The organism is Bradyrhizobium sp. 26S5, assembly GCF_036923295.1.
Lineage (GTDB): Bacteria > Pseudomonadota > Alphaproteobacteria > Rhizobiales > Xanthobacteraceae > Bradyrhizobium > Bradyrhizobium septentrionale.
In genome coordinates this window covers 9,233,735-9,260,252 of the sequence record NZ_CP145948.1, presented here as the reverse complement: position 1 = coordinate 9,260,252, position 26,518 = coordinate 9,233,735, and the positions used below count along the sequence as shown (strand labels likewise).

Sequence of the window (26,518 nt, the reverse complement as noted above, 5' to 3'; positions counted from 1 at the left end):
TGTTGCGCGACATCAAGGCCATGCGAGGCCAAGTGCTCACGATCGCCTTGCTCGTTGCCGCCGGCGTCGCTGTCTTCGTCGGCTCGGTCTCGACCTACGATTCGCTCAACACGGCCGTGGAGCGCTTCTACGCGACTGCGCGATTTCCGCAGGTTTTCGTGGCGCTCAAACGTGCGCCGCTGTCGATCGTTCCGCAGCTCAACGCAATTCCCGGCGTTGCCACGGTCGAGCCGCGCATCGTTCGCGAGGTCATCGTGGACTGGCCGGCCGCTTCGCAGCCGGTCTCGGCCCGCATGGTGTCGCTGAACCAGGCGGGCGATGAAAGGCTCGCTCGCCTGCATCTGCGCCGCGGTAGGGCGCCCGAGCCGGGCTCGGCAAGGAGCGCGGCGATCAACGAGGCGTTTGCCGAGGCCAACGGCGTGAGCCCCGGTGACGACATCCGCGTGCTGCTCAACGGCAAGGTGGAAGCCTTTCACGTGTCCGGTGTCGCGCTCTCGCCGGAATATGTCTACGCCGTCAAGCCGGGCCTGCCCATTCCGGACGATCGGCTGTATGCCATTCTCTGGGTCGACCGCAGTGCGGCGGAAGCCGCCTTCGACATGAAAGCGGCTTTCAACGATGCCGTCATTTCGTTGGCGCCAGGCATCGATCCGAAACCGGTGATCAACGAGCTGGATCGTCTGCTTGAACCGTATGGATCGGTCGGCGCTGTCGAACGGCGGGATCAGCCATCCAATCGCTTTCTCGAGGATGAGCTGAACCAGCAAAAGGTAATGTCGACCACGATTCCGTTCATCTTCTTCGGCGTTGCGGCGTTCTTGCTCAATAGCGCATTGGCCAGGCTGGTAGCGGCCCAACGCGAGCAGATTGCTGCGTTGAAGGCGCTCGGCTTTCCAACCGCGGCTCTGATCCTGCACTATCTGAAGCTGATCCTCGTCATCGTGCTGATCGGGTCGGCGCTGGGAATTGCGGCCGGCTGGGGCTTTGGAGAAGCGATGATCGCAAGTTATCAAGGGTTCTTTCGTCTGCCCGACCTGCCGTTCCAACTCACGCCTTGGTCGGCGGCGCTGGGTATTGCGATCAGCCTCGTCGCGGCCTCCCTCGGCGTCTTAACCGCATTGCGGCAGGTCGTCCGCTTACCGCCTGCAGTCGCGATGCGGCCGGCCGCGCCGCTCGGCTTTCGACGCTCCTGGATCGAGGCGCTCCTGCCACACAATGCCGCGAGATCACGCCGGATGATGATCCTTCGGAATACCGCGGGACGTCCGTTTCGTTCGTTGCTGACCGTGGCCGGGGTAGCCTTCGCCGTCCCAATGATGGTGCTGGGGATCTTTTGGCGCGACGCCATCAACGAGATGATCGACCTGCAGTTCAACCTGGTGGAGCGTGGCAACACGACGGTGACGTTTCCGCACCCCATGGATCGTTCGATCATGCGCGATCTGGCGCGCGAGCCTGGCGTCCTGGTGGCGGAAGGGCAACGCATCGTGCCGGTGCGCCTTCGCGCCGGACAGCGCAGCTACTTGACGTCCGTGATCGGCCTCTCCGTCGGGGATGAGTTGCGCAGGCCGCATGATGCAAGGCTGCGCCCAATAGCGGCCGCGCCCGACGGGATCACGCTTAGCCGGCGCCTTGCCGAACGGCTCGAGGTGGAGGCCGGCGACGTCATTGCGGTCGAGGCGATGGAGGGTCGCCGGCGGAAGCGTGATCTCCCGGTCAGCGCCATCGTCGACGAGTCGATCGGAATGGCATCCTATATGGAGATCGAAACCCTGAACCGCTTCACCGACGAGGGAGCCGTAATTTCGGCTGCGAGCCTGTATGTCGAGCCGACAGCGATGCCGGCCTTGGGGCGAAAGTTCAAGAACCTCCCGACCATCGAGTCCGTGACGATGAAGGCGTATACGCTCTCGTCCTTCATGGAAAAGATCGCTGGTCTCGTCTTCGTAACGGCCGGCATCCTCGCCGCCTTCGCTACGATCATTACGGTCGGAGTCGTCTACAATAGTGCGCGCATCGGCCTGCAGGAGCGCGCATGGGAATTGGCCAGCCTGCGGGTGCTGGGCTTTACCCGCGGCGAGGTTGCGGGCATCCTGTTCGGCGAGTTCGCCATCGAGATCGCGTTGGGGATTCTAATTGGCCTGCCGTTGTCCCACGCGGTCATCGAGCTGATCGCTAGATTTCATTCGAACGAGAGCTTTCAGATACCTGCAGTGATCGCGCCGCAAACTTATTTCATCGCAGCCGGCGTGGTGCTGGCCGCTGCCGCAGCCAGTGCGTACATCGTCAAATGGCGTGTCGATGCACTCGATCTGGTCGCAGCTCTCAAGGCCAGGGAATGAGCATGCGAATCACGGGCCGCCACTTGGGAATTGCTGCGGGACTTTTGGCAGGCGCGGGAATCGTGGCCTGGCTCTTGATCCCGGCGCCGGTGGCGGTCGAGACTGCCGCGGTGACGAAGGGAAAGTTCGTCGCCAGCGTGGATGAGGACGGCAAGACCCGGGTGCGCGAGCGATACGTGGTCGCCTCGCCGCTTGCGGGCCGGCTGAGCCGAATCCGATCCAAGGTCGGCGATCAAGTCCAGGTCGACGATGCCGTCGCGACAATCACCCCATCCCCGGCTCCGCTGATGGACCTCCGGACCCGCCGCGAACTCGAGGAAAGCCTGGGAACGGCCGAAGCCAATCTGGAGCGCGCCAAGGCGGTCGTCGAGCGGGCGCGGGCTCAGAACGATCAGGCCAACACCGACTTGGCGCGGACTCGAACCTTGGCCCAGCAGGGGGCCGCAACGGCGCAGGCCCTTGAACGTGCGGAACTTGCGGCGCGCCTTGCCGACCGAGACCTGCGTGCGGCGGAGTTTCAGGATCACGCCGCCGAGCATGAGATCAGCCAACTGCGCGCACTGTTGGCGCGATACGGGAATGACAGCAGCGGGCAACCGGAAAGCTGGGGTGTCACAGCGCCGGTTGCAGGTGTGGTGCTGAAGGTCGCTCAGGAAAGCGAGACGATCGTCCAGCCGGGCACACCGCTACTGGATATTGGCGACGGCAGGGATCTCGAGATCGTAGTCGACGTCCTGAGCACTGACGCCGTTGAGATCCGTCCTGGAGCCGATGTCACGATCGACCATTGGGGCGGGGAGGGAAAGCTGAAGGGCCGGGTTCGCCGGGTCGAGCCGGCAGCTTTCACCAAGATCTCGACGCTCGGCGTCGAGGAGCAAAGGGTCAATGTTCTCGTCGACATCCTGTCGCCACCGGAGCAGTGGGCGCGACTTGGTGACGCTTATCAGGTGGACGTGCAGATCACGGTCTTCGCGCGCGACGAGACAAATATCATTCCCGCCGGCGCGCTGTTCCGTCGCGAAGAAAGCTGGAACGTCTATGCCGTTAAGGATGGACGTGCCGAATTGCGCCAGATCGAACTCCTACGCCGGTCCGGCCGCCTTGCAGCCATCACTTCCGGCCTCGCTCCCGGGGAACAGGTGATTATCTATCCCAGCGACCGAGTTGCGCCGGGTATACGGGTTGCGCAACGATCGCGTTGAGACCGCAAATATTTCGTCCAGTGCGCTATGCCGAAGAACCTAGGCGTTGCGGTCCTTTAGTGACCTAGATTCTCGCTGTTGCTCCGCATCCGCCAGTCGCGGCCTGCTTTGCGGTGATCCCAGTCCCGTTGGTCCATCATATGGTTTAGGCGATGAGTGTCCTTTCGCCGTTGGTTCGTCACCCTTGGCTGACCTTCGCCAGGCTCCTGCGATTGTGTGGTCAGAGCTGGCGAGGAGTGTTCGGTCTTCCCCTCGTCCTTGGCGAAGCATGGCATGAGGGATGACAGCAGAAAAATCGCTGTCAAGGCTTGAGCAAGAGCACGCATGACAGCCTCCTTCGGGTCAAGTATCCGCCCAATGGCCAGAAAGATATTGATCCAGGTCATAGCGGCTAGGGACCCCCTCTGGATCGGCGTCTTCGTCTCGGCCGTTGATTTTGCTCAAACAACAAGGCTGATTTCGGAGGACAGTGACGCCTAAGCAGCAGTGGAACCAAACATGTCGTTTGAGCGGGTCCTGCGATGGACGCTTATTCTAATTGCGATCGCCGGCTTGACGGCGGGCATTTTGGCGCGAGCCGCAGGCCGGCCTGATCTGGCCGATCTTGCTTGGGAGCTCGGCACGGCGCCCGTGATCGGAGGACTGGCGGTCTCGATCGTCAGGGATCTTCTGAGCGGCCGCCTGGGAGTGGACGCGATTGCGCTGCTGTCGATGAGCGCGGCGTTGGCGCTTGGCCAACCGCTTGCCGGGGCGGTGGTCGCGTTGATGTATTCCGGCGGCAATGTACTGGAGGACATCGCGATCGCTCGAGCTGAGCGTGACCTGCGATCGCTGGTTGATCGGGCACCGCGGCGGGCACATCGCAAGACTGGCGAGCGGATAGAAGAGATTCCGATCGAGGCAGTGTCAGTCGGCGAAGAGCTTCTGGTCAGGGCCGGCGAGATCGTGCCGGTCGATGGTATCGTTGGATCGGCCTCGGCCACCATCGACGAGTCCGCGGTGACCGGCGAACCCATTCCGGTCGAGAAGTCGCGCGGCAGCGCAGTTCTTTCCGGGTCGCTGAATGCCGGTGAGACCTTCGAGTTGACCGTGACCGCGCCGGCCGGCGAGAGCACCTATGCCGGTATCGTCCGCATGGTGACCGCGGCGCAAACAGCGAAGGCTCCCTTCGTGCGGCTGGCTGACCGCTTTGCGCTGATCCTTCTGCCGGTCACGCTCGTCGTCGCCTTCGTGGCGTGGCGGATCTCCGGTGATTTGACCCGTAGCCTCGCTGTGCTGGTGGCGGCGACGCCTTGTCCCCTGATCCTGGCCGCGCCCGTCGCGTTCATCGCCGGCGTGGCGCAGGCGGCCCGCCGCGGGATTCTGGCCAAAGGCGGAGGAGCTCTAGAGGCGTTGGCTCGGGCGCATACCGTGCTGTTCGACAAGACCGGCACCCTGACGGTGGGAGGGGCGCGGTTGCTTTCGGTTGAGGTCGCTCCAGGAGAGGACCCGGATGAGGTCCTCACGCTGGGGGCCTCTCTTGAGCAAGCTTCGCATCACGTGCTCGCGAAGGCAGTCGTCGCTGCAGCCATCGATCGCGGCCTCAAGCTGAAACCGCCGGAACATGTCAAAGAGGCCATGGGTTCTGGCCTGAGCGGTCTGATCGATGGCCGCCAGGTCACCGCCGGTTCGCGGGAGATGATTCTGTCTCGTGCCGAGCTGTCGTCGTGGGAGCTGCGGGCGATCCGGCGAGCCTCATGGCGCTCGGCGCTGATCGTGTTCATCGCCGTGGAACGCCGGCCTATCGGCGCCTTGTTGCTGGCCGACGAGTTGCGCGCCGATACGCCGCGAGCGATCCGGCTGCTGCGCGATGCCGGCATCGCCCGAATGGTGATGGTCACAGGCGATCGCGCCGCAGCGGCGCAGGCGATCGGAGCGGCGCTCGACCTCGACGCCGTGCTGGCCGACCGCGTCCCTTCGGACAAGGTCGAGGCCGTGCGCACCGAACAGCGGCTGCATCCCACCATCATGGTCGGCGACGGCATCAATGACGCTCCGGCGTTGGCCGTCGCCGATATCGGAGTTGCGCTGGGCGCGCGCGGCGCCAGCGCCTCGTCCGAAGCGGCCGATGTGGTGATCCTGACCGATCGGCTTGATCGCGTCGGCGAAGCGATCATAATTGCGCAGCGCGCGCGGCGTATTGCCCTTCAAAGCATCATTGTTGGCATGGGATTGTCGTTAGCCGCCATGGTGGCTGCCATGCTCGGTTGGCTTGATCCCGTGCCGGCGGCCATCGTGCAGGAGGTGATCGATGTCGCGGTCATCCTGAACTCGCTGCGGGCACTTACTCCGGCTCTCGTCAGGAGCGGATCGCGCATCACAGCAGAGCAGGGGCTGACATTGCATCACGATCATCAGGCCCTTTTCAAGGACCTCGACCGCTTGCGCAAGATCGTCGATGCGCTGGACGACGTGATGCCAGAATCCGCCGCAGGGTTGATTGGGGAAGCCCACAGCCTGGTCCAAAGTAGCGTCGTGATGCATGAGCGCGAGGATGAGGACAGCGTCTATCCGAAGCTTGCGGAGGTGCTGCGCGACCGCCACGGCCTTTCTGCGATGAGCCGTGCCCATCGGGAGATCCTGCACCTTGCTCGGCTGCTCGCCCGGATCGTGGAGGATCTGCCGTCAGAGAAGGTCGACCGCTATCTCATACGAGACGCCCAGCGCGTGATCGAAGCGATTGAAACGCTGGTGCGCATGCATACAGCCCAGGAGGAGGATATCTACGAAGCCGTGGCTGCATAGGCAGCAGCTCGGGCATTTTCGTCCGGCTATCTGTCTAGGCAGGCTCCTACGCCGGCTTCGCTCTGAACTACTGAATGTGGCCGAGTTTCGATGACGGCCTTTGAAAGGCGTCGATACAGATCTCGCCGGCGAACGAGCGGCCACCAATCATACAGAAAGATCTCCAAGGGGCGCCAGTTTGCAACCCACCCTAAGATCAAGAGGCTCTCCTCCAGGAGACGCCGCAAGGGGTCGGTGAATAGCGCGCCAACAACTATGTGCGCAAAGAGCAGACACGTGATCAGAATGGCGAGGCCGATGGCCAGCGACCAGCGACCGATCCTGAACAGCTCGTTGATATCTCTTTGAGTTGCGTTCGCTCGATCCGCAAAATAGTGACCAAAGGCTTCCCGGAGCACCAGTGCCGCCTTCGATTGCGCATCAGTATCGGGATGATGAACTCGAATCCGGATCGCTTGCCTGCCCGAGAGTTCTCGCGCCCAGCCGACAATGTATTCTTCCGCCTCTCTGTCGAGGTCACGCTCGCGAAACGGGAAAGGGTCGAGGGTGTGAAAGAGCTGGGCGATGTCGTCGACCCGAAGCTCAATCGTCTCTTCGGATGCTTGGGCAATCATCAACTTTCATTGCTCCGGAGTTTCGTGACCCTCGCTTGTTCCAAGTCAATACCCGTTATCGAGCCTCGTCTACCTTAAGAGTCTGTTTTCCGGCGTAAAGGAGGCTCGCCATCGAAAGGCACGCAGTCGCCAAACAGATAATCCTGCCGGAAACTCCGCATGGCCTGCCTGTTGCTGAGCTGCTTCAGCAGTTGCACGTGTCCGCTTTCGAGGGTCTCTCCGATGCTGAGGTCAATGCCCGCCGAAAGCGCTTCGGTGCGAACACGATTACCTCGCGCCGTGCCACCCGGGTGATGAGCCTGCTATTGCACCAGTTCAAGAGTTCGGTCGTCTATCTCTTGAGTTTTGCAGCGGGGCTGGCGTTCTATTTCGGCGAACTGGAGGAAGGCAGCGCCATCCTTGCGGTCCTCGCCATCAACGCGATGATCGGCTTCGTGACCGAGCTGAAGGCGGCGCGATCAATTGAGGCTTTGCGAGCGCTCGGAACGCGCAGCGCCCGCGTCCGACGCGAGGGTCGCGTTCGTGTCGTGCCGGCCGAGGAACTCGTTCCGGGCGATATCGTCATTCTGGACGCCGGCGACGCCGTATCGGCCGACCTCCGCCTCATCGAGACGTCCAGCCTGTCCGCAGACGAATCGACGCTGACCGGCGAATCGGTCGCTGTCGACAAGCAGACGCGCCCGGTCAGCGCAGACACGCGTCTCGGCGATCGCGCGTCCATGGCGTTCAAAGGCACCGCCATCACGCGGGGGACGGGCACCGGGGTCGTCGTGGCGACCGGCCTCGGCACGCAACTCGGCCGGGTGACGCGGCTCGTTCTCGAAGCCGACCCGGGCAGCTCGCCTCTCGAACGCAAGCTCGGGCGTCTGTCGACGCAGCTCGTCCTGGCGACCATCGCCGTCGCCGTTGCAATTGGCGTCGCCGGCCTCATCGGAGGTGAAGATCCCCTTGTGATGGTCGAGGCGGCTATCGCGCTCGCCGTGGCCGCGATTCCCGAGGGCCTTCCGGTCGTCGCGACGCTCGCACTCGCCCGTGGCATGTGGCGCATGGCGCGGCAGAATGCGCTGATCGAGCGTCTTTCCGCGGTCGAGACGCTCGGGGCCACCACTGTCATCCTCACCGATAAGACCGGGACCTTGACCGAAAACCGGATGACGGTGCGACGGCTCTGCACGGCCTTTGGTGAGATCGCGCTCGAGACGGAAGCTCCAAAGGAGGGTAAGCGTCTGCCGCTCGCCGGCGACCGACCGACAGCCGAATTGCTCCGCATTGCCGTTCTTTGCAACGACGCCCATCTCGACCGCGCGGACGAAGGCGGCAGCGGCGACCCGATGGAAGTCGCACTCTTGCGTGCCGGATTGCATGCGGGCTTGAGGCGGACGGCCTTGCTGGATGGGCACCGCATCGTTCGCAAGCACGCTTTCGATCCTGCCACCAAGATGATGGCGACGGTTCACGAATGGGGGGACGCCGTGCTGGTGGCGGTGAAGGGAGCGCCGGAGGCGGTCCTGGCGGTGGCGACGCTCGCAAAAACCGGGCTTGGCGAGATCGCCCTTGACGACCAGGTGCGAGCGGAGTGGCTGGGCCGGGCCAATCAGCTCGGCCATAGCGGACTGCGCGTGCTGGCCTGCGCGATGAAAATGGACGAGCTGGCCGATGCCCAGCCATACGAGGGATTGGTTCTGGTCGGTCTCATTGGCCTGGAAGACCCCGCGCGTGCCGACGTGCCGCAGGCGATTCAGGACTGCCAAAAGGCGGGAATTCGGGTCGTCATGGTTACGGGCGACCACGTCGTGACCGCTCGAAGCATCGGTCGCGCGGTCGGTCTCGGTCAGAACATTGCGAATGTCGTGGAGGGCAAGAGGATCGCGCAGGTGATCGAGACCGGGCAGCCTGCACTCCGCGACGTCGGAATTTTCGCAAGAGTGAACCCCGACGAGAAGCTTGCCCTCGTCAGGGCCTATCAGGCCGCCGGCGAGATCGTCGCCATGACGGGGGACGGGGTCAACGACGCGCCCGCCCTGCGGCAGGCCGATATCGGCGTGGCGATGGGCCTGCGGGGCACAGATGTCGCGCGCGAAGCGGCCGCCATGATCCTGCTTGACGACGCGTTTCCAACCATCGTTGGGGCGATACGCGAAGGCCGGATCATCTTCGCCAATATCCGCCGTTTCGTCGCCTACCTCTTGTCCTGCAATCTCAGCGAGGTGATGGTGGTTGGATTAGCCGTTTTGTCGGCGCTCCCCTTGCCGCTCCTGCCGCTACAAATTCTGTATCTCAATCTTGTGACAGACGTGTTTCCGGCCTTCGCACTAGCAATGGGCGAAGGTGAAGCCGGTATCCTCAAGCTTCCGCCACGCGATCCAAGAGAGCCCATTTTGGGCCGTTGGCAATGGATCACGATAATCCTGCATGCCGGTGCGTTGACCGCCGGCACGTTCGGAGCGCTGGCTGCGTCGTCTTGGCTCGGTCTCGACGCCAAGGCAACAGTGACTGTCACGTTCCTCACTCTTGGGTTCGCGCAGCTCTGGCACACGTTCAACATGCGCGATTCGCAATCACCGCTCATCGTCAACGAAATCACTCGAAATGGATGGCTTTGGAGCGCGCTATTGCTTTGTGCAACACTCCTCGCAGTGCCGCCTTATCTGCCGCCGGCAGCGCTTCTATTGAACCTTGCTCCCCCCACCGCGGACATGTGGTCAGTCGTCCTTCTCTTTAGTTTGGCGCCGATCATCGTCACGCAGGTAGTCAGCGCTGTCGTCAGAGTATGGCATGCGAGGGTGCGATGACGACGAGGGCAGCTATTGTCTTTCTTGTTCTCGGAGCTTCTTCTGCCGTTCGGAGGCGTTCAATTCCTCGCCGCATGCATCCCACTGAGGCGGGGCCGCACGGTCAAGGTTTAACCCTGATGCGGCCCCCCGTGCCAGTTGGCAGCCGAAGCGGCAAAAACAGAAACGGTCGGGGAGGTTGAGGTGATGATGTTACTAACATATATGCTGCCTTACATCATTGGCATCATCTGCATCGGCGCTATCCTCTGGCTCATAAGCCACTGATAAGGTGCAGAGGCGCAGCATGACTGACCTCCGAGAGGGGGGTATGGGCACACGCCTTATCCGAACAAATGCGCGAGCCAATACGCTGCCCCGGCTGCCAATCCGCCAACCAGCAACGTTTGCAGCGCTGACTTGATCTTGTTGACGCCTGTGAAGTGCCCTTTGACGGCTCCGAAGCAGATCAGGGCCATGCCGGTCGCAGCCACGGAGATCTGTAGGGCTGTCCCGATGTCTTTCGTGAACATGTAGGGCACGAGTGGGATCAGACCACCGATCACATAAGAGCCTCCGATCGTCGCGGCGCTGATCGGCGCCCGTTTCGGATCCGGACGCTCCAATCCCAGTTCGAAGCGCATCATGAAATCGACCCATCGCTGCCTATTCGAAGCGATCGCACCAACGACGGACTTCAGCACGTCTCCTTCGAGGCCGTACTCGCGGAAGATCTGCTCCACTTCTTCGACCTCCCTTTCGCGCAGGTGATCGATTTCGTGATGCTCGCGCTGCTCTTTGGCGGCGTAGTGCTCCGCATCCGTGCGCGCCGCGAGATATCCGCCGAGTCCCATCGCGATGGCGCCGGCGACGACCTCGGCGAGCCCGGCGGTGACGATCACGTCCGTGCTGGAGACGGCCGCGGAAAGACCGGCTGCCAGCGCGAACGGGACCGTCAAGCCGTCGGCCATCCCGATTACGACGTCCCGGACGCTTTCGGAGGAGGTGAAGTGCTTTTCGACGTGTGGGGTGGCGGGCACAGGACGCTCCTGTTTGCGGTTAAGGTTCGAAGAGGGCGGCCTAGTCAGCAGCCCTCTTGCGGCCGGAGATCATGGACGCGACCAGGTTCTCGCGATGCTCGAAGCTCGCGATCAACACGCCGAGGACATGCGCCACGACCAAGCCGACGGTCAGGTTGGCCAGGAATTCGTGGACGTGTTCGATCAGCTTGGAGCCCCAGTAGGCATTCGTGGTGATCATGTAGCCCGTAGCGCACGTGCCGGCCAGCGCGACGAGGAGCGCGATGATCATGGCACCGCCCGCCGGGTTGTGCCCGATGTAGCGCGGAGCTCTGAGCAGCGTGACGTCGCGGATATAGGCCAGCACCTCGCGCGGCGGCCGGACGAAGCTCGAAAAGCGCGCATGTCGCGGGCCGACGAAGCCCCAGACCATGCGGATCGCGAGGAGGCCGGCGATCGTGTAGCCGGCCGCGACGTGCACCCGTTCGATCTCGTCGCCGGTCGCGTAGGCGATCACGAAGGTGGCTACCAGCGACCAATGGAAGATCCGGACGAACGGATCCCAGACCTTGACCGTGGCCGGCGGCATCGCGCCGCCGGCTCCAATCGTGTTGCTCGAAGGTCTCATTTGCGCACCGTCACATCTGGCCGACGATCTGGCCGTTGGTCGGGTCCACGAACAGCTCGACCCGGTTGCCGTTCTTGTCGAGCGTGTAGAGCTCGCCGCAGGCGTTCTTGAGCTTGGCCTTCTGGACCTTGTAGCCCTGGGCCTCGACCTTGGCCTGCAACTGCGCCATCGGCAGCCACTGGGCCTCGGGGGCCGAGGTGCACGGCTTGCCGAGGCTGCCGGCCTGGGCGGACGCCGCTCCGAGAATGACGGCGGCGACGGTAAGAATGACGATCATGCGCATAGGTATCTCCTGACGGTGGCCGGCCGCACCACGCGCCGGCGATGCGGGGCAACCTGTCAGAAGTGGCCTGACTGACGCCTGTTGAGCCAGGTCAGCTATTTGTCAGGTGATATCTGGCATTCCATATCTTCCGGATGACGAGTTGTTTCATGAACTTACGCCCGCACCGATTTCGCGCCCTGATGCTTGCCGCCGCCCTACTGATCGCGGGCGGCGCGCCCGCGCTCGCCCGCGATCATGACGACGCGCGACGGGCCGTGGAGGCCGGCGAGATACGCCCGCTTGCCGACATTTTGAACACGGTCAAAGGCAAGCTTCCGGGCGAGGTCGTCGGCGTCAAGCTCGAACGAGAGGCCGGTGCCTGGCTGTACGAATTCCGGGTCGTCGACGAGAAGGGTCGTTTGTTCGAGATCCACATCGATGCCCGCAGCGGCGAAGTCGAACGGGCCAAGGAGAAGTAATGCGCTTGCTTGTTGTCGAGGACGACCAGCGGATTGCGTCGGATGTCTCCCGCGCGCTCGAAGCGTCCGGGTACGTGGTCGAAACCGTTGCGAACGGCGAGGACGCCTGGTTCCTTGGTGACACCGAGGACTACGGCGCCGTCATTCTCGACCTGGGTCTGCCGGGCATGGATGGTCTTGCGGTCCTAAAGCGCTGGCGCGCCAACGGCCGCCACATGCCCGTTCTCATCCTCACCGCAAGGGGAAGCTGGGCCGAGCGCGTGGACGGCATCGATGCCGGCGCGGACGACTACCTGCCGAAGCCGTTCCGGATCGAGGAGCTGCTGGCCCGGCTGCGATCCATCGTGCGGCGTTCGGCGGGCCACGGCTCCTCGCTCATCACAGCGGGTGAGATCACGGTTGACGAGCGGCAGATGAAAGTGACCCGCCGCGGCGTGCCGATCACGCTCACACCGCTAGAGTACAGGTTGGTCGCCCATCTCCTCCGGAACCGCGGGCGGGTCGTGTCCTCGCATGAGCTCGATGAGAACGTTTACGGCCACGGCGAAGAGCACGACTCGAACACCCTTGAGGTGCTGATCGGCCGCGTGCGCAAGAAGCTGGGCGCCGACGCAATCGAGACGCGGCGCGGGTTCGGCTATCTGATGCCGGAGGCCCCCGAATGAAACGGCATTCGCTCAGACTACGACTCGTCGCCGGCGGCATCGTCGCGATCCTGATCGCGCTTGGGATCGCCGGCGGCGCGCTCGTCGTCGTCTTCGAGCGCCATGTCTCGCGCACCCTGGCTCAAGATCTCGACGTCCATCTGAAGCAGCTTCTCGCGAATATCGACGTCGACCCTCATGGTAAATTGGTGTTGACGCAAATCCCCGTCGATCCGCGGTTCGCGGATCCTCTTTCCGGACTCTACTGGCAGGTCGGCGATGATCACGGGCAGTTGCTTCGCTCGCGCTCCCTTTGGGATTCCGCCATGGAGCTCCCGGCGGATCGGTTGAGCCCTGGTGAAACGCACCAGCACGAAGCTTCCGGCCCCGGTGGCCAGCGCGTGCTGGTAGCCGAGCGCGCGGTCATGCTTTCCGCGGACGGGAAGCCGGTGACCGTCCGCCTTGCTGTCGCCGAGGACCTGGCGAGGGTGTCGGAGGCGAGCTCGGCGTTCGCCAAGGATCTCTCGATCGCGCTCGTCCTTCTCGGCTGTGTATTGGCGCTTGCGACCTGGATCCAGGTCGGCGTCGGCTTGCGCCCGCTGGTCGCACTTCGCCGCGGAGTGGCCGATATCAGAGCGGGGCGAACAAGATATCTGCCGTCCTCGGTGCCGACCGAAGTCCACCCGCTCGTCGAGGAAGTCAACGCACTCATTGATGCGCAGGAACATGAAATCGAACGGTCTCGCGGTCGCGCTGCGGACTTAGCACATGGGCTGAAGACGCCGCTTGCTGCCCTTGCGGCCGATGCCTCGCGCCTCCGGGAGCGGGGCGAGCGCGACATCGCTCGGGACATTGAGGCCGTCGGCGAAGCCATGGGCCGCCACGTCGACCGCGAACTCGCGCGCGCCAGGGTTCGCGGGCGCGCCAGAGGCGGCGCAGCAACATCCGCTTCCGTGAAGCCGCTCGTGGGGTCTATCCTCGCGACTCTGTCGCGCACTCCCGAGGGCGCGCAAGTCAGCTTCGAGAACCTTGTGGCCGACGATCTCTGCGTTTCGCTCGACAGGAGCGACCTTGCGGAAGTCCTCGGTAATCTGATCGAAAACGCTGCGCGCCATGCCGCAGGATACGTCCGCATCACCGCCGATGAAAATCGGCCATCCCTTGTCGTCGAAGACGACGGCGAAGGCATCGAACCGACCCACCTGTTACGCGTGCTCGAGCGCGGCACCCGCTTGGACGAGCGGGGAGGAGCGGCCGGTCTGGGTCTTGCCATTGTCAAGGATGTTCTGGATGCGTACGAGTGGGAACTGGAACTCTCGAAGTCGGAACTCGGCGGGCTGAAGGCGACAATCGCTCCGAGATCTGCGGTCCCTAAGCTTCCGAGCCCTTCTGCAAAAGAATCGATCGCGTCTTCGACTTCGCCGCAGCGAGCCTGACGCCTCGCAGACCTCGGGCGTCAGCGGCGCGAGAGCGCTGCCGGAGAATCGGCTGCGCGTACGGTAGACGCAGCGGCGCAAAAGCGAGAGACCGGCAAGTAGCTTTTCGGTCAACTCCCTGGTCAAGATACGCACATACCGGCACCGGCGATTTGATCAAGTCCGAGAAAGCCACTCAGAAAGTCCTCGCTTAGATCCAATCACCTGTTTTGGCTGAACGGGATTTATTGTCCCAGCGGAAATACGAAGGGCACGATCGAGGATCATCCGCGCAAATGCCTTCGCTTCAGCTTCGTTAGGGAAGGTCTTCGTTTCGCGTCGATAAATGCGGTCTTTTCCTGGGCTGGCAGGTTCAAAGGAGATGTACCACTTCGGCTTCATAGCCACTTCACCGAGCATGGGTAATCGAGCTCACCGGTTCTCAGCCCCAGCCTGGGCTACGAAGCGCGACCCATTCCAGCGCAGGAGCCGTGGCACTCCACCCGAACGGTCCTGTATCTCCAGAAAGGCGGCGTCTTGCTCACGCACCAAGCGGACATCCTGAGCGCGCAGAGTAAGCACCTTCCGGTATCGTCCTCCCGCTTTGACGTACACCTCGTGCAGACATCCTGATGTGTCGCAAACGACACCTCTGTTGACGCACTGAAAATCGTCAAAGTGAAGAGCAGCGAATTGAGCGCTGGGAGTCGTGAGGTAGAGCGCAAATTGCTGCGCAGCGGCTACCGGGGCGCCACAGGCAGCCTCCCATTTTTCCGCCTGGGTTCGCATCTCCGGGGGTAGGTTGATTAGGTGCGCGGGATTCCACGGGTTGTGGGCTCTTCCTCCGTACGAGGACGCGGATTGAGGCAGACCCATGACGCAGAGAGCGATTGCGGCTGCTGCAAGAGCATAGTGCTTCGGCAGCATCGCGGTGCCTCCCTTGGCTTCTGGCCGGCAGCAGTGCAGGCGCGACTAACAGCATCGCAGATCTGACCTGACAAACGGCTGACATGGATCAACAGGTTCCGGTCAGCGAGGGTGCATCATTATTCCGTGCGGAGAAGCAGCGCTCTGCTCTGTGTCACCCGTCTGCGTCAGAGGGGTGAGGGATTGATTAGCTTCAACAACCTCTGACCTGCGGAGCGGCACTGATCGGCCACATCCGTCAAAATCCTCAGTTTCGGTCGCTGCAATGGGATCTTTGCCATGTATCTGAGTTCACCAGCGCCCGCATGGCTGAACTGGACGCGCATCCTGATCGCACTGGCGTTCCTGGCCCTGTCGTCCAAATCGATGGCCGAGGACCAATTAAAACTCAGCCCTGAGCAGGCAACGAGCATGGGAATCCGCGTCGTTCATCCCGTCGCCAGCCCGACCGACAAGACGCTGCCCTATCCCGCCCAGATCGTCATCCCAACTCCGCAATTGTGGGTCGTTAGCGCTCCCGTGGCCGGCATGGTGACCAATCTTTCGGTGGCGCGGGGTGACCGTGTCGTCGCTGGACAGCCGCTCGCCACGATGGAGAGCCCAAGTTTCGTGTCGCAGCAGCGCGAATATCTGCATGCCGTTGCGCAGGAAGTCCTGGCTGCCCAACAACTCAACCGCAACACCCAACTGTTCCAAGGCAATGCGGTGGCACAGCGCGTTCTCGAGGCAAGCCAGGCGGAGGCGCGGCAGGCAAACATTGCAGTCGCGGAGCGCCGGCAGGTGCTCCGCCTCAGTGGCCTTTCCGATGAGGCAATCTCAAAACTGAGCAGCGAGGCAGCGATTAGCGGGACCCTTACCGTTGCCACGCCGCGGCCGGCAACTGTCATCGATATTGCCGTTTCTCCCGGCCAACGCGTGGAGCAATCGGCACCACTGATCAAGGTCGCACAGCTTTCTCCGCTATGGGTCGAGATCGCAGTTCCGGCCTCGAACATCAGGGCGATTCGACAAGGCGCGAAGGTGGAGGTCGACGGTTACGAAACGCCAGGCCAGGTGGTGCTGGTGTCTGAAACAACAGATCCGGCTACACAGACCGTATTGATCCGGGCAGAGGTACCGAACTCCGGCGACCTGCGACCGGGCCAGACCGCTGCCGCTCGAATCTCCTTCGCATCCAAACGGGAAAGCGCTTGGGAAGTCCCTTACAGCGCGCTGATCCGGCGTGGTGAACAAGCGTCTGTATTCGTGTCAACTCAGGGCGGCTTCCGTCTGATGCCGGTCACGCTGCTTGAGGAGGACCAGGACCATGTCGTGGTCTCTGGCGCTCTCACGGATAAGGACGAAGTGGTGGTCAGCGGAATCTCCGCGCTTCGCGGAATCTTGCTGAAGCTGGGCGCAGGTTAGTCATGCTCGAACGCCTTGTCGCATTTGCACTTTCCCAGCGGCTGTTCGTTATTCTTGGCGTGCTTCTATTGATCGGCGCCGGACTGGTTGTGTTGCCTAGCCTACCGATCGACGCTTTCCCGGACGTCTCGCCCGTCCAAGTCAAGGTCATCATGAAGGCGCCGGGTCTCACGCCAGAGGAGGTGGAACAGCGAGTCACCGTGCCGATCGAGCTCGAACTTCTCGGGTTGCCAAACAAGAAAATCCTGCGCTCCACCACCAAATACGCGCTCGCCGACGTCACAGTCGATTTTGAGGATGGCACCGACATCTACTGGGCACGCAACCAAGTGTCCGAACGCCTGGCCAACATTAGTCGCGACCTGCCAGAAGGGGTTGCCGGCGGACTGGCGCCGATCACGAGTCCGCTCGGCGAAATGTTCATGTTCACCATCGAAAGTGCGGATCTCTCGCTGGCCGAGCGACGAAGTCTGCTTGATTGGGTGATCCGCCCGGCGCTGCGGACAGTGCCAGGAGTGGCCGACGTCAACGCGCTCGGGGGCCATGTTCGGGCGTTTGAGATCGTTCCGCTCAACGATGCGCTTGCAGCGCGCGGCATTTCCTATGAGATGTTTCGTCGCGCCATCGAGACGAACAGCCGCAATGACGGCGCCGGTCGTGTCAATCAGGGCGAGGACAGCGCTCTTGTGCGCATCGAAGGCAGCATTCGAACCATCGACGACATCAGGCAAATCGTCGTCGATACCAAGGACGGCGTTCCGATCCGGGTCAAGGATATTGCCCGTGTCCAGTTGGGCTCGCTGACGCGGTACGGCGCTGTCACCGCGGATGGTCACGGCGAAACCGTCGAAGGCCTTGTCCTTGGTTTGAGAGGTGCCAATGCGCGCCAACTCGTGGCCGACGTCCAAGCTCGCCTGGACGAGGTCAAGCAATCGCTCCCTCGAAGCGTCAGTATCCAAGTCTTTTACGACCGCGGCCGGCTGGTTGACCGCGCGGTCGGTACCGTTGTTCGCGCGCTAGGCGAAGCAACAGTCCTGGTGGTCGTGCTCCTCCTGCTGTTTCTCGGCAACTGGCGAGCCTCCCTGGTGATCGCCCTGAGCCTGCCACTCGCGATCGTCATCGCGCTGATCGTGATGCGCATCGTCGGCATGTCGGCAAACCTGATGAGCCTGGGCGGCCTTGCCATCGCTATTGGCATGCTGATCGACGCGCTGGTGGTAGTGGTCGAAAACGTCGTAGGAAATCTCAGCAAGGAAGAACAAGGGAAGGCTGCGCCGCTCGTTCATACCATCTACCGCTCGGTGTGCGAGGTGCTCCAGCCGGTCGCATCAGGCGTACTGATCATCATGATCGTATTCGTGCCGCTGTTGACGCTGGAGGGGCTTGAAGGGAAGTTATTCATCCCCGTGGCACTCGCGATCATATTCGCGCTCGGCGGCTCGCTGCTCTTGGCGCTCACGGTCATCCCCGCGGCAACTTCGTTTCTGCTCAAGAATACGCCGCACCACGAACCATGGTTGATCCGAATTGCGTCCCGGCTTTATGCACCGGCACTTGATTGGGCTCTGAACAACGAGCGTAAGGTGATCATCGCGGCAATTACGGCCCTCGTCGCTGCCGGCTATGCCTACACACAGCTCGGCAAGACTTTTATGCCGACCATGGACGAAGGCGACATCATCGTCAGCGTTGAGGCACTGCCATCAATCAACCTTGACGAAATGATCGCTATCAATGCCAGGCTCCAGTCGGCCATCCTCGCGAAGGTTCCCGACATCAAAAGCATCGTGGCCCGGACTGGCTCCGACGAGCTGGGGCTTGACCCAATGGGACCCAACCAGACCGATACGTTCCTGGTTCTGAAGCCCGCAGAGGAGCGGAAGACGGTCGACAAACCTGCCCTGATTGAAGAGCTGCGGCAGGTCCTCAGCAACTTCCCGGGACTATCGCTCAGCTTTACACAACCGATCGACATGCGCGTCCAGGAAATGATCAGCGGCGTACGCGGCGATGTCGCAGTGAAGATCTTTGGACCTGATATCGCCAAGCTCAATGACATTGCGAGCAAGCTCTCCGCCATTTTGTCGAGCATCGACGGCGCCGAGGACGTCTACACCACTCTCAACGAGGGCGCGCAATATTACACGGTTGCTGTGAACCGAATGGAGGCAGGACGCCTCGGCCTGACGGTGGACGCCATCTCCAATTCGTTACGCACCCAGATCGAGGGCCGCACGATCGGTACGGTGCTCGAAGAAGGGCGCCGCACGCCCATCCTCGTTCGCGCGGCGAAACGACCCGCGAGGCTCCTACACTGCTCGCGAGCTTGCCGCTGACTCTCGCCTCGGGGCAGCATGTGGCGCTCTCGCAAGTGGCCCGCATTCAACGGGTAGACGGTCCCGTTGTGGTCAATCGCGAGAACGGAAATCGGATGAGCGTGGTGCGCGCCAACGTCCGCGGCCGCGACATGGTCGGATACGTCGAGGCGGCTCGACAGAAGGTCGCCGCGGAGTTGCCTTTGCCGGAAGGCTACAGGCTAACCTGGGGCGGCCAATTCGAAAATCAGCAACGCGCGGCCGCGCGCCTCTCGATCGTGGTACCAGTGGCGATTGGACTCATCTTTGTGCTGCTGTTCACGACCTTCGGTTCGATCCGACAAGCGCTGTTGGTCCTGGTCAATATTCCGTTCGCCGTGATTGGCGGCGTCTTTGCTCTGGTTCTTACCGGGGAATACCTTTCGGTTCCGGCCTCCGTCGGATTCATTGCACTGCTCGGAATCGCGGTGCTCAATGGTGTCGTACTGGTCACCTACTTCAACCAGCTCCGCGCCCACGGCGTGCCGGAGGGGCGCATTGTCGTTGACGGCGCCCAGCGTAGGCTCAGACCGGTCCTGATGACGGCGAGCATCACAGCCTTGGGCTTGATCCCCCTCTTGTTTGCGACCGGTCCAGGATCAGAGATACAGCGTCCGCTCGCCATCGTGGTGATTGGCGGCCTGCTCTCCTCGACCGCTTTGACGCTGATCCTTCTGCCGATCCTCTATCGCCGCTTTGGCGGCGTAGTGAAGGGGGCCAAATGAGTGCCGAATTCGTCTGCCTCACGCTGATCGCCGGCCGATCGCTCCGCGACGAATTGTTTGACTATCTCAGCGAACAGCGCGATCTCGTTTCCGGGTTCACGGCCTCGGACGCCGCGGGACACGGTCCCGACGTCCGATTGCAGACATCGGCCGAGCGGGTCAAAGGACATGCCGACGAACTGATGGTGCGGACGATCCTTAGGGTGCAAGAGGCCGCGCAGTTGCTCGAACGGCTGAAGGCGACCTTCGCTGGATCCAGGATCGTCTATTGGATCATGCCTGTCTTGGAATTTGGCGTGATCGATGTCCCTAACGGATGAGGTTTCGCCAAGCCGGCATCTAAGCTGGGTTGCTTACTGCATCGGCGATAAATCGACCAATGCCCCGAGCATGAACTTCGGTATCCCTTTTGCCAATGGCGGGGGGCGAGAGTATCTGCTTATAAGTTGTTGGTATTAAACGTATTTAGTCAATTTTAGCGAGAATCCCTCCCTCTCCGCCATAATAAAACGGCTTTGAGAAAGCCCCGTAAAATAAGGACTTTTTGCACGGCCCGGTTGGCCGGTGTAGCCCCGAGGGCGCGTGTAATCTGCCACGGTGCTGATCCCAATGGCAACACTTCACCTCTGCAGATCGTCGAGGGCCGGGTTGAAGCAGGCCATGAAGCGTCGCGCTAGGCCCCTCCCCAAGAGCTAGTTTCCGAAGCTCGACGGGACGACTGCGGCTGAGGTCTCAGTTGCGCTGTGCACAGATTCTCGAAGGCAGCTTTTTGGCGCAAAGTAGCCGGTCGTGGTCTGGGGCCAACTGGCGTCCGATGCAACACATTTGCAACACGGGGGACTTAAGCTATTGACGTTGCTGAACTGAAAAAGGTTTCCTAATCCGTAGGTCGTCGTGGGTATCCACAGGCTCGGGGATCCGGCCGGAATAAACCGGCCGACACGCGGCGCAAAGCAGTCAATCAATGTGCATGTAGGGTAGCGAGCGCTCGCTGTCTGGGTGTTAGCGCACACGTCGGAACGTTCGAAGGAGGGTGCGAAGCCCACTCTCTCCGCCACCGTTGTCCGGTCGCGCAGAAGTCCTTCAAATATCAGCGTTTCTCGAACCGCGGCATTTGCGTGGTGGAGCACTCCGGTGGAGCACTCGCGAACCCCCTTTTATCATGTCTGTCCGCATTTCTCGACTGGAATATCGGCAAACGCTCTCGATGCTCGCAGCCGTGACGAAAGCCGTCATGGCTTCACCCGTGTAGGCGGGGCGGTAGGATCCGGCGCTCAAACGTCGAGATGGTCGTTCTTCATGCGGTCTTGCGCATCCGATCGTAGGCCGCCAGTTCGGCCATCAATGTCGCCTCCCGAACGTGATCGATCGCACCGGCGCAGATCCGAAGAGCGCCGGCACAGATAGAACAGCTGATCTAAGAACAGCCAGCAGCTGTCGTGAAGATACATCCGGACGAACCGATCCTTGGGCCCGCCTGAGAGCTCGCAGATCGCGTCGAGGCCCTGCAGGCTTCGCGGGGCTCATGGCCGGTCATAACCTTTCACGGACGTGCAAGGTGCACGTGCTCGAGGCGCGCGATCGGGTCGGCGGCAGAGTGTGGACGCAATTTCACGCGTCGTCGCACCGCGCGATATAAGCCGTCGCTGAACTGATCGGTTACAACCATCCCCGCGGTAGCAGCTTTGATCGCGATGTTTCGGCGTGCGGGCAGCTCGGAGTGGTCCGGTGGCCTCGCTCGCAGCACCGGGGTCCGGCCGGCTCGACGTGCTCATCGTCGCGGAGCGTGAGTGGCGCGTGCGCTTTCGTCGACGCGGCGGCGCCAGAACGCGCCTTCCTTCCACCTCGTCTCGGTGCCGTACCAGAAGGCGAGCCGTTCGGCGTAGGCGGTTCGGATCCCGGTGATCGACCGCTCGTAGTCCGACAGCCCGTCGATCGATTCCGATAGATATCTGTCGGCGGCTTCCGCTGCGGCGAGGCCGGTATACATGGCGTTGAACAACCCCTGGGACGACAGCGGATCGAAGTTTATCGCCGCGTCGCCGGCTGCGAGCCAACCGTCGCCCATGCAAGGGGCAAGGTGCGAACTGTGTGCGGCGGTGAAGCCGGAAACCTGGTCGGGCGCGAACGCTACCGACTCCAGCAGTTCGCTCAGATGGGCGGCGGAGGTCGCGCGACGAAGCATCTCTTGACGGTCGCGCGCGATATGCGCGCTCGCGAGATCCGCGTCGGTGTGAAAGGCGACGACGCGTCGCTCGTTCGGCAGCGGAGCGCTGTACCACCATCCGTCTTCGACCGCCTCGATGAACGTCAAGCCCTTGCTGCCGGACGCCGCACCGTGGATCCAGCCGCATACGAGACGGTCGTGCCTGCGCCGTCGTGCACCAAGACGACGCGCGATGGGTGCTGCTCGGCCTCCGGCATCGATCAGGAAGCGGGCGGTCATGCCGACCATTCCCGTCGGCGTCGTCACCGACACACGCCAGGTTTCGCCGGATCGTTCGATGTCGGCCAACTGCGCCGGTGCGAACAGTCGCGCTCCGCGGCTGACGGCGGCGACCCGCAGCCAGGCATCGAAGCGTCCGCGGTCGAGATGCCAGCCGTGACCGTCGAGATCGCGCAGGAAATCGTTGTCGACGGCTTCGTTGCTGCCCCAGACGGATCGATTGCCATAGCAAGGTGAATGAGGCTCCGCCTCGAACGAGCGCCACAAACCCATGTCGGCGAACAGCCGGCGGGCCGCTGGCACGAGCGATTCTCCGATCCGCGGCGGGATGTCGGGCAAGCGCTCGATCATGATCACGCGCCGGGTCGGTGCGAGATTGAGTGCCACCGTCGAACCGGCCGGCCCAGCGCCGACGACGATGACATCGGCCTCGATCACGTCAGTGTTTTCAGCCCGAACGGGAAGCGCCTTACCTTATCGATCCGGGCGAGCTCCATCCTCGTCGCCGGCGCTGTAGGACGTGCCGCCGCGACCGCAGCCGGCTGCGGCGGCACGTCCTGCACGCCGATCGTCGCCGGAAAGGCCGGGTCGCCTTTCGGTCCGTCCCTCATTTCCACGATGCCCATCTGGCTGATGTTGCCGATGAAGGAGTTGATCTGGTCGAGATACCCGCCGTGCATGATCGGCGCCAGCCAGTCCGACCGCGTGGCGAACGCCTTCAACCGCTCGTCCAGCGACTTGCCTTTCATCACGACGTCGTACTTCGCCGACTCGAGGACCTGGTTCGGGACACGCGCCGGCCAGAACGTGGGCAGGTGAGGCGCGTAGATCGGCGGATCGTACGGATAGCCGGAGCGGCAGCTGGCCGTGTCGGCCTGCCACGGCACCGCCATCCAACGCGTCACTCCACCCGGTAACTGTCCATAGAGTGGACCATCGGGGAGCGTCACCATGTCGGGCGTGAAGGCCGCGCCGTAGGATGGATCGGCGTTCATGTCGGCGGCGTGGCGGAGGCGGAAAGGCGCCATGTACATCGTCGGCTGCCGCATCGGCCACGTCATCTCGCAGCCGGGATGGAAGGCGTCGGCGAGGCAGAACTCCAGGGACGCCCGATCCAGCATGTCGGGCTGTTCTGCCAGCGGAACGTCTTCGATGACCCGTGGCGGCTTGCGTGCGGGATCGTAGTCCGAGTCGAAATCACCGCCGGCCCAATCGTCCAGCATCGAGAGTTGCAACGGCGTCAAGGTCGTGAACGCATTCGACGTCTTCGGCGTCGGGATGTTCATGGCGTCGCCGTACATCCACGGCCACGGCACGGGCGACCATGCGTCTCGATCCGTGCGTCGAAACTGGTTGGCGATGATCTGGCGGGATTGTATTTCCGCGTCGTCGCGGCTGTTGAGCCGAGCCAGGCCTTCCGGGGAGACGAGGTAGTTCGGCGAACGCCACCCGAAATAGGCGGCGAATCCTTCGTTGACCCATTGCAGCCCGGCGAGGCGCTCGAACAGCGGGCGGATGTCCCGCTCGAACGAGGCGCGCGGCGCGTCCTTAGGTTTCAGACGCGGAGTGGAATTCGCGACGTCGCGCATCAGATCCCACATGGTGCGCACGGATTTCTGCATCGGAGCGTAGTTCGGCGGCGCGACGACGACCCAGGCCGGATCGACCGGCAGCCTGACGCCGTCGACCGTCACCTCCGCGGTGACCGGTCCGTCGGACACGTCGTCGTACCAACCGTCGTTGTTGGCGAATGTGACCGCGCGAGCGCCCGTATGCGAGGCGGATTTGCCTCGGCCGCCGAGCACGACGAGACGGCCCTCCTCGTCGGTGCGTATCTCGCCCAGATAGACCGGAGTGCCCATGAAGTTGCCGGTATCGAAAGTATGTTTCGGCCCTCCCTCGACGTTCGGCCCGCGGATGCTGCGAGGACCCGGGTCGATCGACAGGCTCGCACGGTCGCCGACCGTGATGTTCCGCAGCATCTGCACCGGTGCCGACAGCGCTTCCGGGATGTCCTGCGCCAATTGGAATTCGTACCAGGAGGCCTTCTTGTTGGCGAGGTGGACGGTCCAGTCGATGGTCGCGTTGCCGGTCGTCAACTCGGCCAGCGGTTTGCCGTCCGCGTCGAGGCCGTAGACGCGGAAGCGCGCGGCTTGCCGCTTCAACGCTCCGGTCCCGTCGCGGTAGAAGCCTTTGGGATGCGGCTCGGGGTCCGTGACCTCCGGTCCGTAGAAGCTGCCGTCGTGGCTGTTGCCGACGCGCGCTATGCCGATCGACGGATGGATCGCCACGCGGACGATCCCGGCGGGCAGCTTGTCTGCTTTTGCCATGCGAAGCTTCTCCGTCCGCGAGGCGCCGTTGCGACGTCAGATCTTTTGAAGAGCGTTGCCGAGGATGTGGTCGGCGACGGAATTGCCCTGCTTGATGCCAGCGTCGGCGTCGAATTGCCAACCGAGCCAAATCCGGCTGCGGCCGTTTTCCTTTTCGGCGTCGGTGAAACTTTGGAAAGTGCGCTCGACGTGAGGTCTCGTGTCGCCGGTCGGTCCGCGATTGAGGCCGTTGTATTCGTGCGACAAGAAGGCGAATTTCAAATCGCCGCCGTGCAATTTGCGGAGGGCGCTGCCGAGCAGATAGTCTCGCCGGTTCAACATCGGGGGACTCCGTCAATCAACTCAGGGATGAAATAAAAAAATAATCGCGCGAAGGATGATCATTGAAGCCCGGCTTCTTGTCAATAGACCGGCTTGATTCGGTTAGCTGCTCGTCGAAACTTCAATTACCGACGACGATTGCACCCCGCTGGAATGACGCGAATATCCCGCGCCGGACATTTCGATATGAGCCGCCTCTGATCCGCGCTTAGTCGATCTTTGCCAAGCGCGCCTCGATCCCGAGCGCGTTGGCCAATTTGGTCAAGTGGACCGGGAGCTTGCGCTCAGTCACCAGGCAGGCTCGTACCCTGGAATTTATCTGCTCTACCTTATTCTCGGCCTCCAGCAGCGCATTGTATTTGATGCATTGGTAGATACCGCGTTCGATGTCCCCGTCGAGTGAAATCCTCGACTTGACTTCGATCGCCAGTTGCTCGCCGGGGGCGACGAACCAGACGTCGATTTCGTCGAGACTTCTCAACAGCCTCTCCACCACGCCCCGTTTACAACCTCTTGGCGCCCCGAAGAGTCTGGGATTGCGCGCGACGTAATTCTTCAGCCGGATATGTTGTTCGCTCTCGGCAGGGCCGCCGTATCCGCGCCGCCGCGCTTTGCCGTCGTTCTCGCCGCCGACGGGCGGAGCCGGCTTGGCGAGCGTGATTCCGAACACCTGCCGGGCCAAGCGAGGCCAGCCTTCGAACTTGAAGATATCCTCGTAGACGGGGAGGAGGACCTCCCGCTTTTCGGATGGAGTAAGATTCTTGTAGTCGATCGAGGGATCGTGCCATTTGATGTAGGCGTGCGCCCCGTCGCCGGGCAGCCTCGTCGCCTTGTTGACGCACAAGGCATTGAGCGGAGGAGCTTTGGGTTCGACCTCCAGGATCTCGTCCATCATGCTGCCGACGACGCTTCCGATATGCTCGGTGGCGATGGTGCACCTTAACCGGCCTTCGATTATCTCTCCGATGTCCTTGTAGTTTATGGGTGTGCGTCGACTGGCGGCATTGACCAACGCGATCATTGCTATCGGCATGCCGATTTCGCAGAGCTTTTCGAGATTGTATCCCATGTCCCATCTTCTTCGACGGAGAGAAGCGGCGCGCGCATGGCCGCGGGCGCAGATAGGCCTTCGAACGACCCCGACGCCTTCGCGCTTGGTACCACTTGTAGTAGTCCGTCATAAAGGGCATACTTGTCGTCAGTTTGAGAACTATTCATTTGGCGGGCCCCGTCCGCAATACATTCGTTGCGAGCATGTCTGTTGATCGGGCGCACTATCGAATTCGACTTCCGGAGGCGGACGTGAGGCCTGTCGCCAACGCGATCCTTCAGCGGCGCTGGGCAGAATCTCGTGATGGCCGCGTCAATTTTCACGGCGAACGCTGGACCGGTTGGTGCATCAACGGCTGCGAGCAGTTGGTCCGAGGGGGCTTCGTGCTCGGCTATAGGATGTCGATGGCATCGCTACCCAAGATCGATCTGCCTGAGGCAAATGCCATCATCGAGAAGATCCCCGGGAAGAAGCACGCGGTTCGTCTGTTTCGGCTGTCTCCTGGCCATGTCGTTCAGACGCATGTCGATGCGGGTGAGTTCTACGTCGAGCGGGATTGGCGAGAGGTCCGGAAGGTTCACGTCGCGATCATCACCAACGACGATTGCGTCAACTTCGAAGGCGAACCGGCCGAAGGACGATCGATCCATATGAGGCCCGGAGAATACTGGTATCTCGACGGCACGGTGCCTCACGGCGCTTCGAATCTCGGGACCAATCACCGTTGGCACCTTGTGATCGACGTCGATCCAAACCCAAAGTTGGATGCTCTTTTGGTTCACTGACTTTGCATCGCA

At 62.3% G+C, this 26,518-nt stretch carries 19 protein-coding genes and 1 pseudogene; 12 read left to right on the top strand and 8 right to left on the bottom strand.

Annotated features, from left to right (window positions below):
• The first annotated feature begins 20 nt into the window (after positions 1–20).
• The 3 genes from V5279_RS43625 to V5279_RS43615 all read left to right on the top strand — a co-directional run bounded on the left by V5279_RS43625 (position 21) and on the right by V5279_RS43615 (position 6,328).
• Positions 21–2,342, top strand: coding sequence for an ABC transporter permease (locus V5279_RS43625; RefSeq protein ID WP_338701714.1), 2,322 nt, complete (start codon positions 21–23; stop codon positions 2,340–2,342).
• 2 nt (positions 2,343–2,344) lie between these two features.
• The gene (locus tag V5279_RS43620; protein WP_166106109.1) at positions 2,345–3,544 is read left to right on the top strand and encodes an efflux RND transporter periplasmic adaptor subunit; all 1,200 of its coding nucleotides are present in this window, start codon (positions 2,345–2,347) and stop codon (positions 3,542–3,544) included.
• Between the two features lie 498 nt (positions 3,545–4,042).
• A complete protein-coding gene (locus V5279_RS43615) occupies positions 4,043–6,328 on the top strand; it encodes a heavy metal translocating P-type ATPase (protein WP_338693301.1) in 2,286 nt (761 codons plus the stop codon).
• A 26-nt stretch (positions 6,329–6,354) separates the two neighbouring features.
• On the opposite strand, the gene V5279_RS43610 is transcribed toward V5279_RS43615, so the two are convergent.
• Positions 6,355–6,942: a hypothetical protein gene (locus V5279_RS43610; RefSeq protein ID WP_338701711.1), complete on the bottom strand. Its 588-nt coding sequence runs from the start codon at positions 6,940–6,942 to the stop codon at positions 6,355–6,357.
• A gap of 197 nt (positions 6,943–7,139) precedes the next feature.
• On the opposite strand from V5279_RS43610, the gene V5279_RS43605 reads away from it, so the two are divergent.
• The gene (locus V5279_RS43605; protein WP_338693299.1) at positions 7,140–9,734 is read left to right on the top strand and encodes a cation-transporting P-type ATPase; all 2,595 of its coding nucleotides are present in this window, start codon (positions 7,140–7,142) and stop codon (positions 9,732–9,734) included.
• Between the two features lie 323 nt (positions 9,735–10,057).
• Here V5279_RS43605 and V5279_RS43600 read toward each other — a convergent pair whose 3' ends face one another.
• The 3 genes from V5279_RS43600 to V5279_RS43590 are packed head-to-tail and all read right to left on the bottom strand — an operon-like array spanning position 10,058 to position 11,643.
• The gene (locus V5279_RS43600) at positions 10,058–10,753 is read right to left on the bottom strand and encodes a VIT1/CCC1 transporter family protein (RefSeq protein ID WP_338693297.1); all 696 of its coding nucleotides are present in this window, start codon (positions 10,751–10,753) and stop codon (positions 10,058–10,060) included.
• Between the two features lie 40 nt (positions 10,754–10,793).
• Positions 10,794–11,360 carry a cytochrome b/b6 domain-containing protein gene (locus V5279_RS43595; protein WP_338693295.1) on the bottom strand — a complete coding sequence of 189 codons (567 nt, stop codon included), beginning with the start codon at positions 11,358–11,360 and terminating at the stop codon, positions 10,794–10,796.
• Positions 11,361–11,370: 10 nt separating this feature from the next.
• Complete coding sequence (locus V5279_RS43590; protein WP_338693293.1) at positions 11,371–11,643, bottom strand: PepSY domain-containing protein; 273 nt, start codon at positions 11,641–11,643, stop codon at positions 11,371–11,373.
• Between the two features lie 182 nt (positions 11,644–11,825).
• On the opposite strand from V5279_RS43590, the gene V5279_RS43585 reads away from it, so the two are divergent.
• The 7 genes and pseudogenes from V5279_RS43585 (at position 11,826) to V5279_RS47145 (ending at position 21,212) form a co-directional block, all read left to right on the top strand.
• The gene (locus V5279_RS43585) at positions 11,826–12,104 is read left to right on the top strand and encodes a PepSY domain-containing protein (RefSeq protein ID WP_338693291.1); all 279 of its coding nucleotides are present in this window, start codon (positions 11,826–11,828) and stop codon (positions 12,102–12,104) included.
• A complete protein-coding gene (locus V5279_RS43580; protein ID WP_338693289.1) occupies positions 12,104–12,769 on the top strand; it encodes a response regulator transcription factor in 666 nt (221 codons plus the stop codon). Before V5279_RS43585 ends, V5279_RS43580 begins: the two co-directional genes overlap by 1 nt.
• On the top strand, positions 12,766–14,184 hold the full coding sequence (locus tag V5279_RS43575) for a HAMP domain-containing sensor histidine kinase (RefSeq protein WP_338693287.1): 1,419 nt from the start codon (positions 12,766–12,768) through the stop codon (positions 14,182–14,184). The genes V5279_RS43580 and V5279_RS43575 overlap by 4 nt, the downstream gene beginning before the upstream one ends.
• A 1,185-nt stretch (positions 14,185–15,369) precedes the next feature.
• Entirely contained in the window at positions 15,370–16,494 is a 1,125-nt protein-coding gene (locus V5279_RS43570; RefSeq protein WP_338693285.1) for an efflux RND transporter periplasmic adaptor subunit, read from the top strand.
• A 2-nt stretch (positions 16,495–16,496) separates the two neighbouring features.
• A pseudogene (locus V5279_RS43565) lies at positions 16,497–19,573 on the top strand (efflux RND transporter permease subunit).
• Positions 19,570–19,893, top strand: coding sequence for a DUF3240 family protein (locus V5279_RS43560; protein WP_338693283.1), 324 nt, complete (start codon positions 19,570–19,572; stop codon positions 19,891–19,893). The pseudogene V5279_RS43565 and the gene V5279_RS43560 overlap by 4 nt, the downstream one beginning before the upstream one ends.
• A gap of 1,205 nt (positions 19,894–21,098) precedes the next feature.
• Entirely contained in the window at positions 21,099–21,212 is a 114-nt protein-coding gene (locus V5279_RS47145; RefSeq protein ID WP_414645879.1) for an FAD-dependent oxidoreductase, read from the top strand.
• A 132-nt stretch (positions 21,213–21,344) separates the two neighbouring features.
• Here V5279_RS47145 and V5279_RS43555 read toward each other — a convergent pair whose 3' ends face one another.
• The 4 genes from V5279_RS43555 to V5279_RS43540 form a co-directional block, all read right to left on the bottom strand.
• Positions 21,345–22,457: an NAD(P)/FAD-dependent oxidoreductase gene (locus V5279_RS43555; RefSeq protein ID WP_338693281.1), complete on the bottom strand. Its 1,113-nt coding sequence runs from the start codon at positions 22,455–22,457 to the stop codon at positions 21,345–21,347.
• Positions 22,454–24,349 (bottom strand): LodA/GoxA family CTQ-dependent oxidase, encoded by a 1,896-nt coding sequence (locus V5279_RS43550; RefSeq protein ID WP_338693279.1) that lies wholly within the window; start codon positions 24,347–24,349, stop codon positions 22,454–22,456. Before V5279_RS43550 ends, V5279_RS43555 begins: the two co-directional genes overlap by 4 nt.
• 36 nt (positions 24,350–24,385) lie before the next feature.
• Positions 24,386–24,670 (bottom strand): hypothetical protein, encoded by a 285-nt coding sequence (locus V5279_RS43545; RefSeq protein WP_338693277.1) that lies wholly within the window; start codon positions 24,668–24,670, stop codon positions 24,386–24,388.
• Positions 24,671–24,878: 208 nt separating this feature from the next.
• Positions 24,879–25,739 carry a hypothetical protein gene (locus V5279_RS43540; protein ID WP_338693275.1) on the bottom strand — a complete coding sequence of 287 codons (861 nt, stop codon included), beginning with the start codon at positions 25,737–25,739 and terminating at the stop codon, positions 24,879–24,881.
• Positions 25,740–25,972: 233 nt separating this feature from the next.
• Between V5279_RS43540 and V5279_RS43535 the strand changes: the two genes are divergently transcribed.
• Entirely contained in the window at positions 25,973–26,506 is a 534-nt protein-coding gene (locus V5279_RS43535) for an aspartyl/asparaginyl beta-hydroxylase domain-containing protein (RefSeq protein ID WP_338693272.1), read from the top strand.
• Positions 26,507–26,518 lie beyond the last annotated feature (12 nt).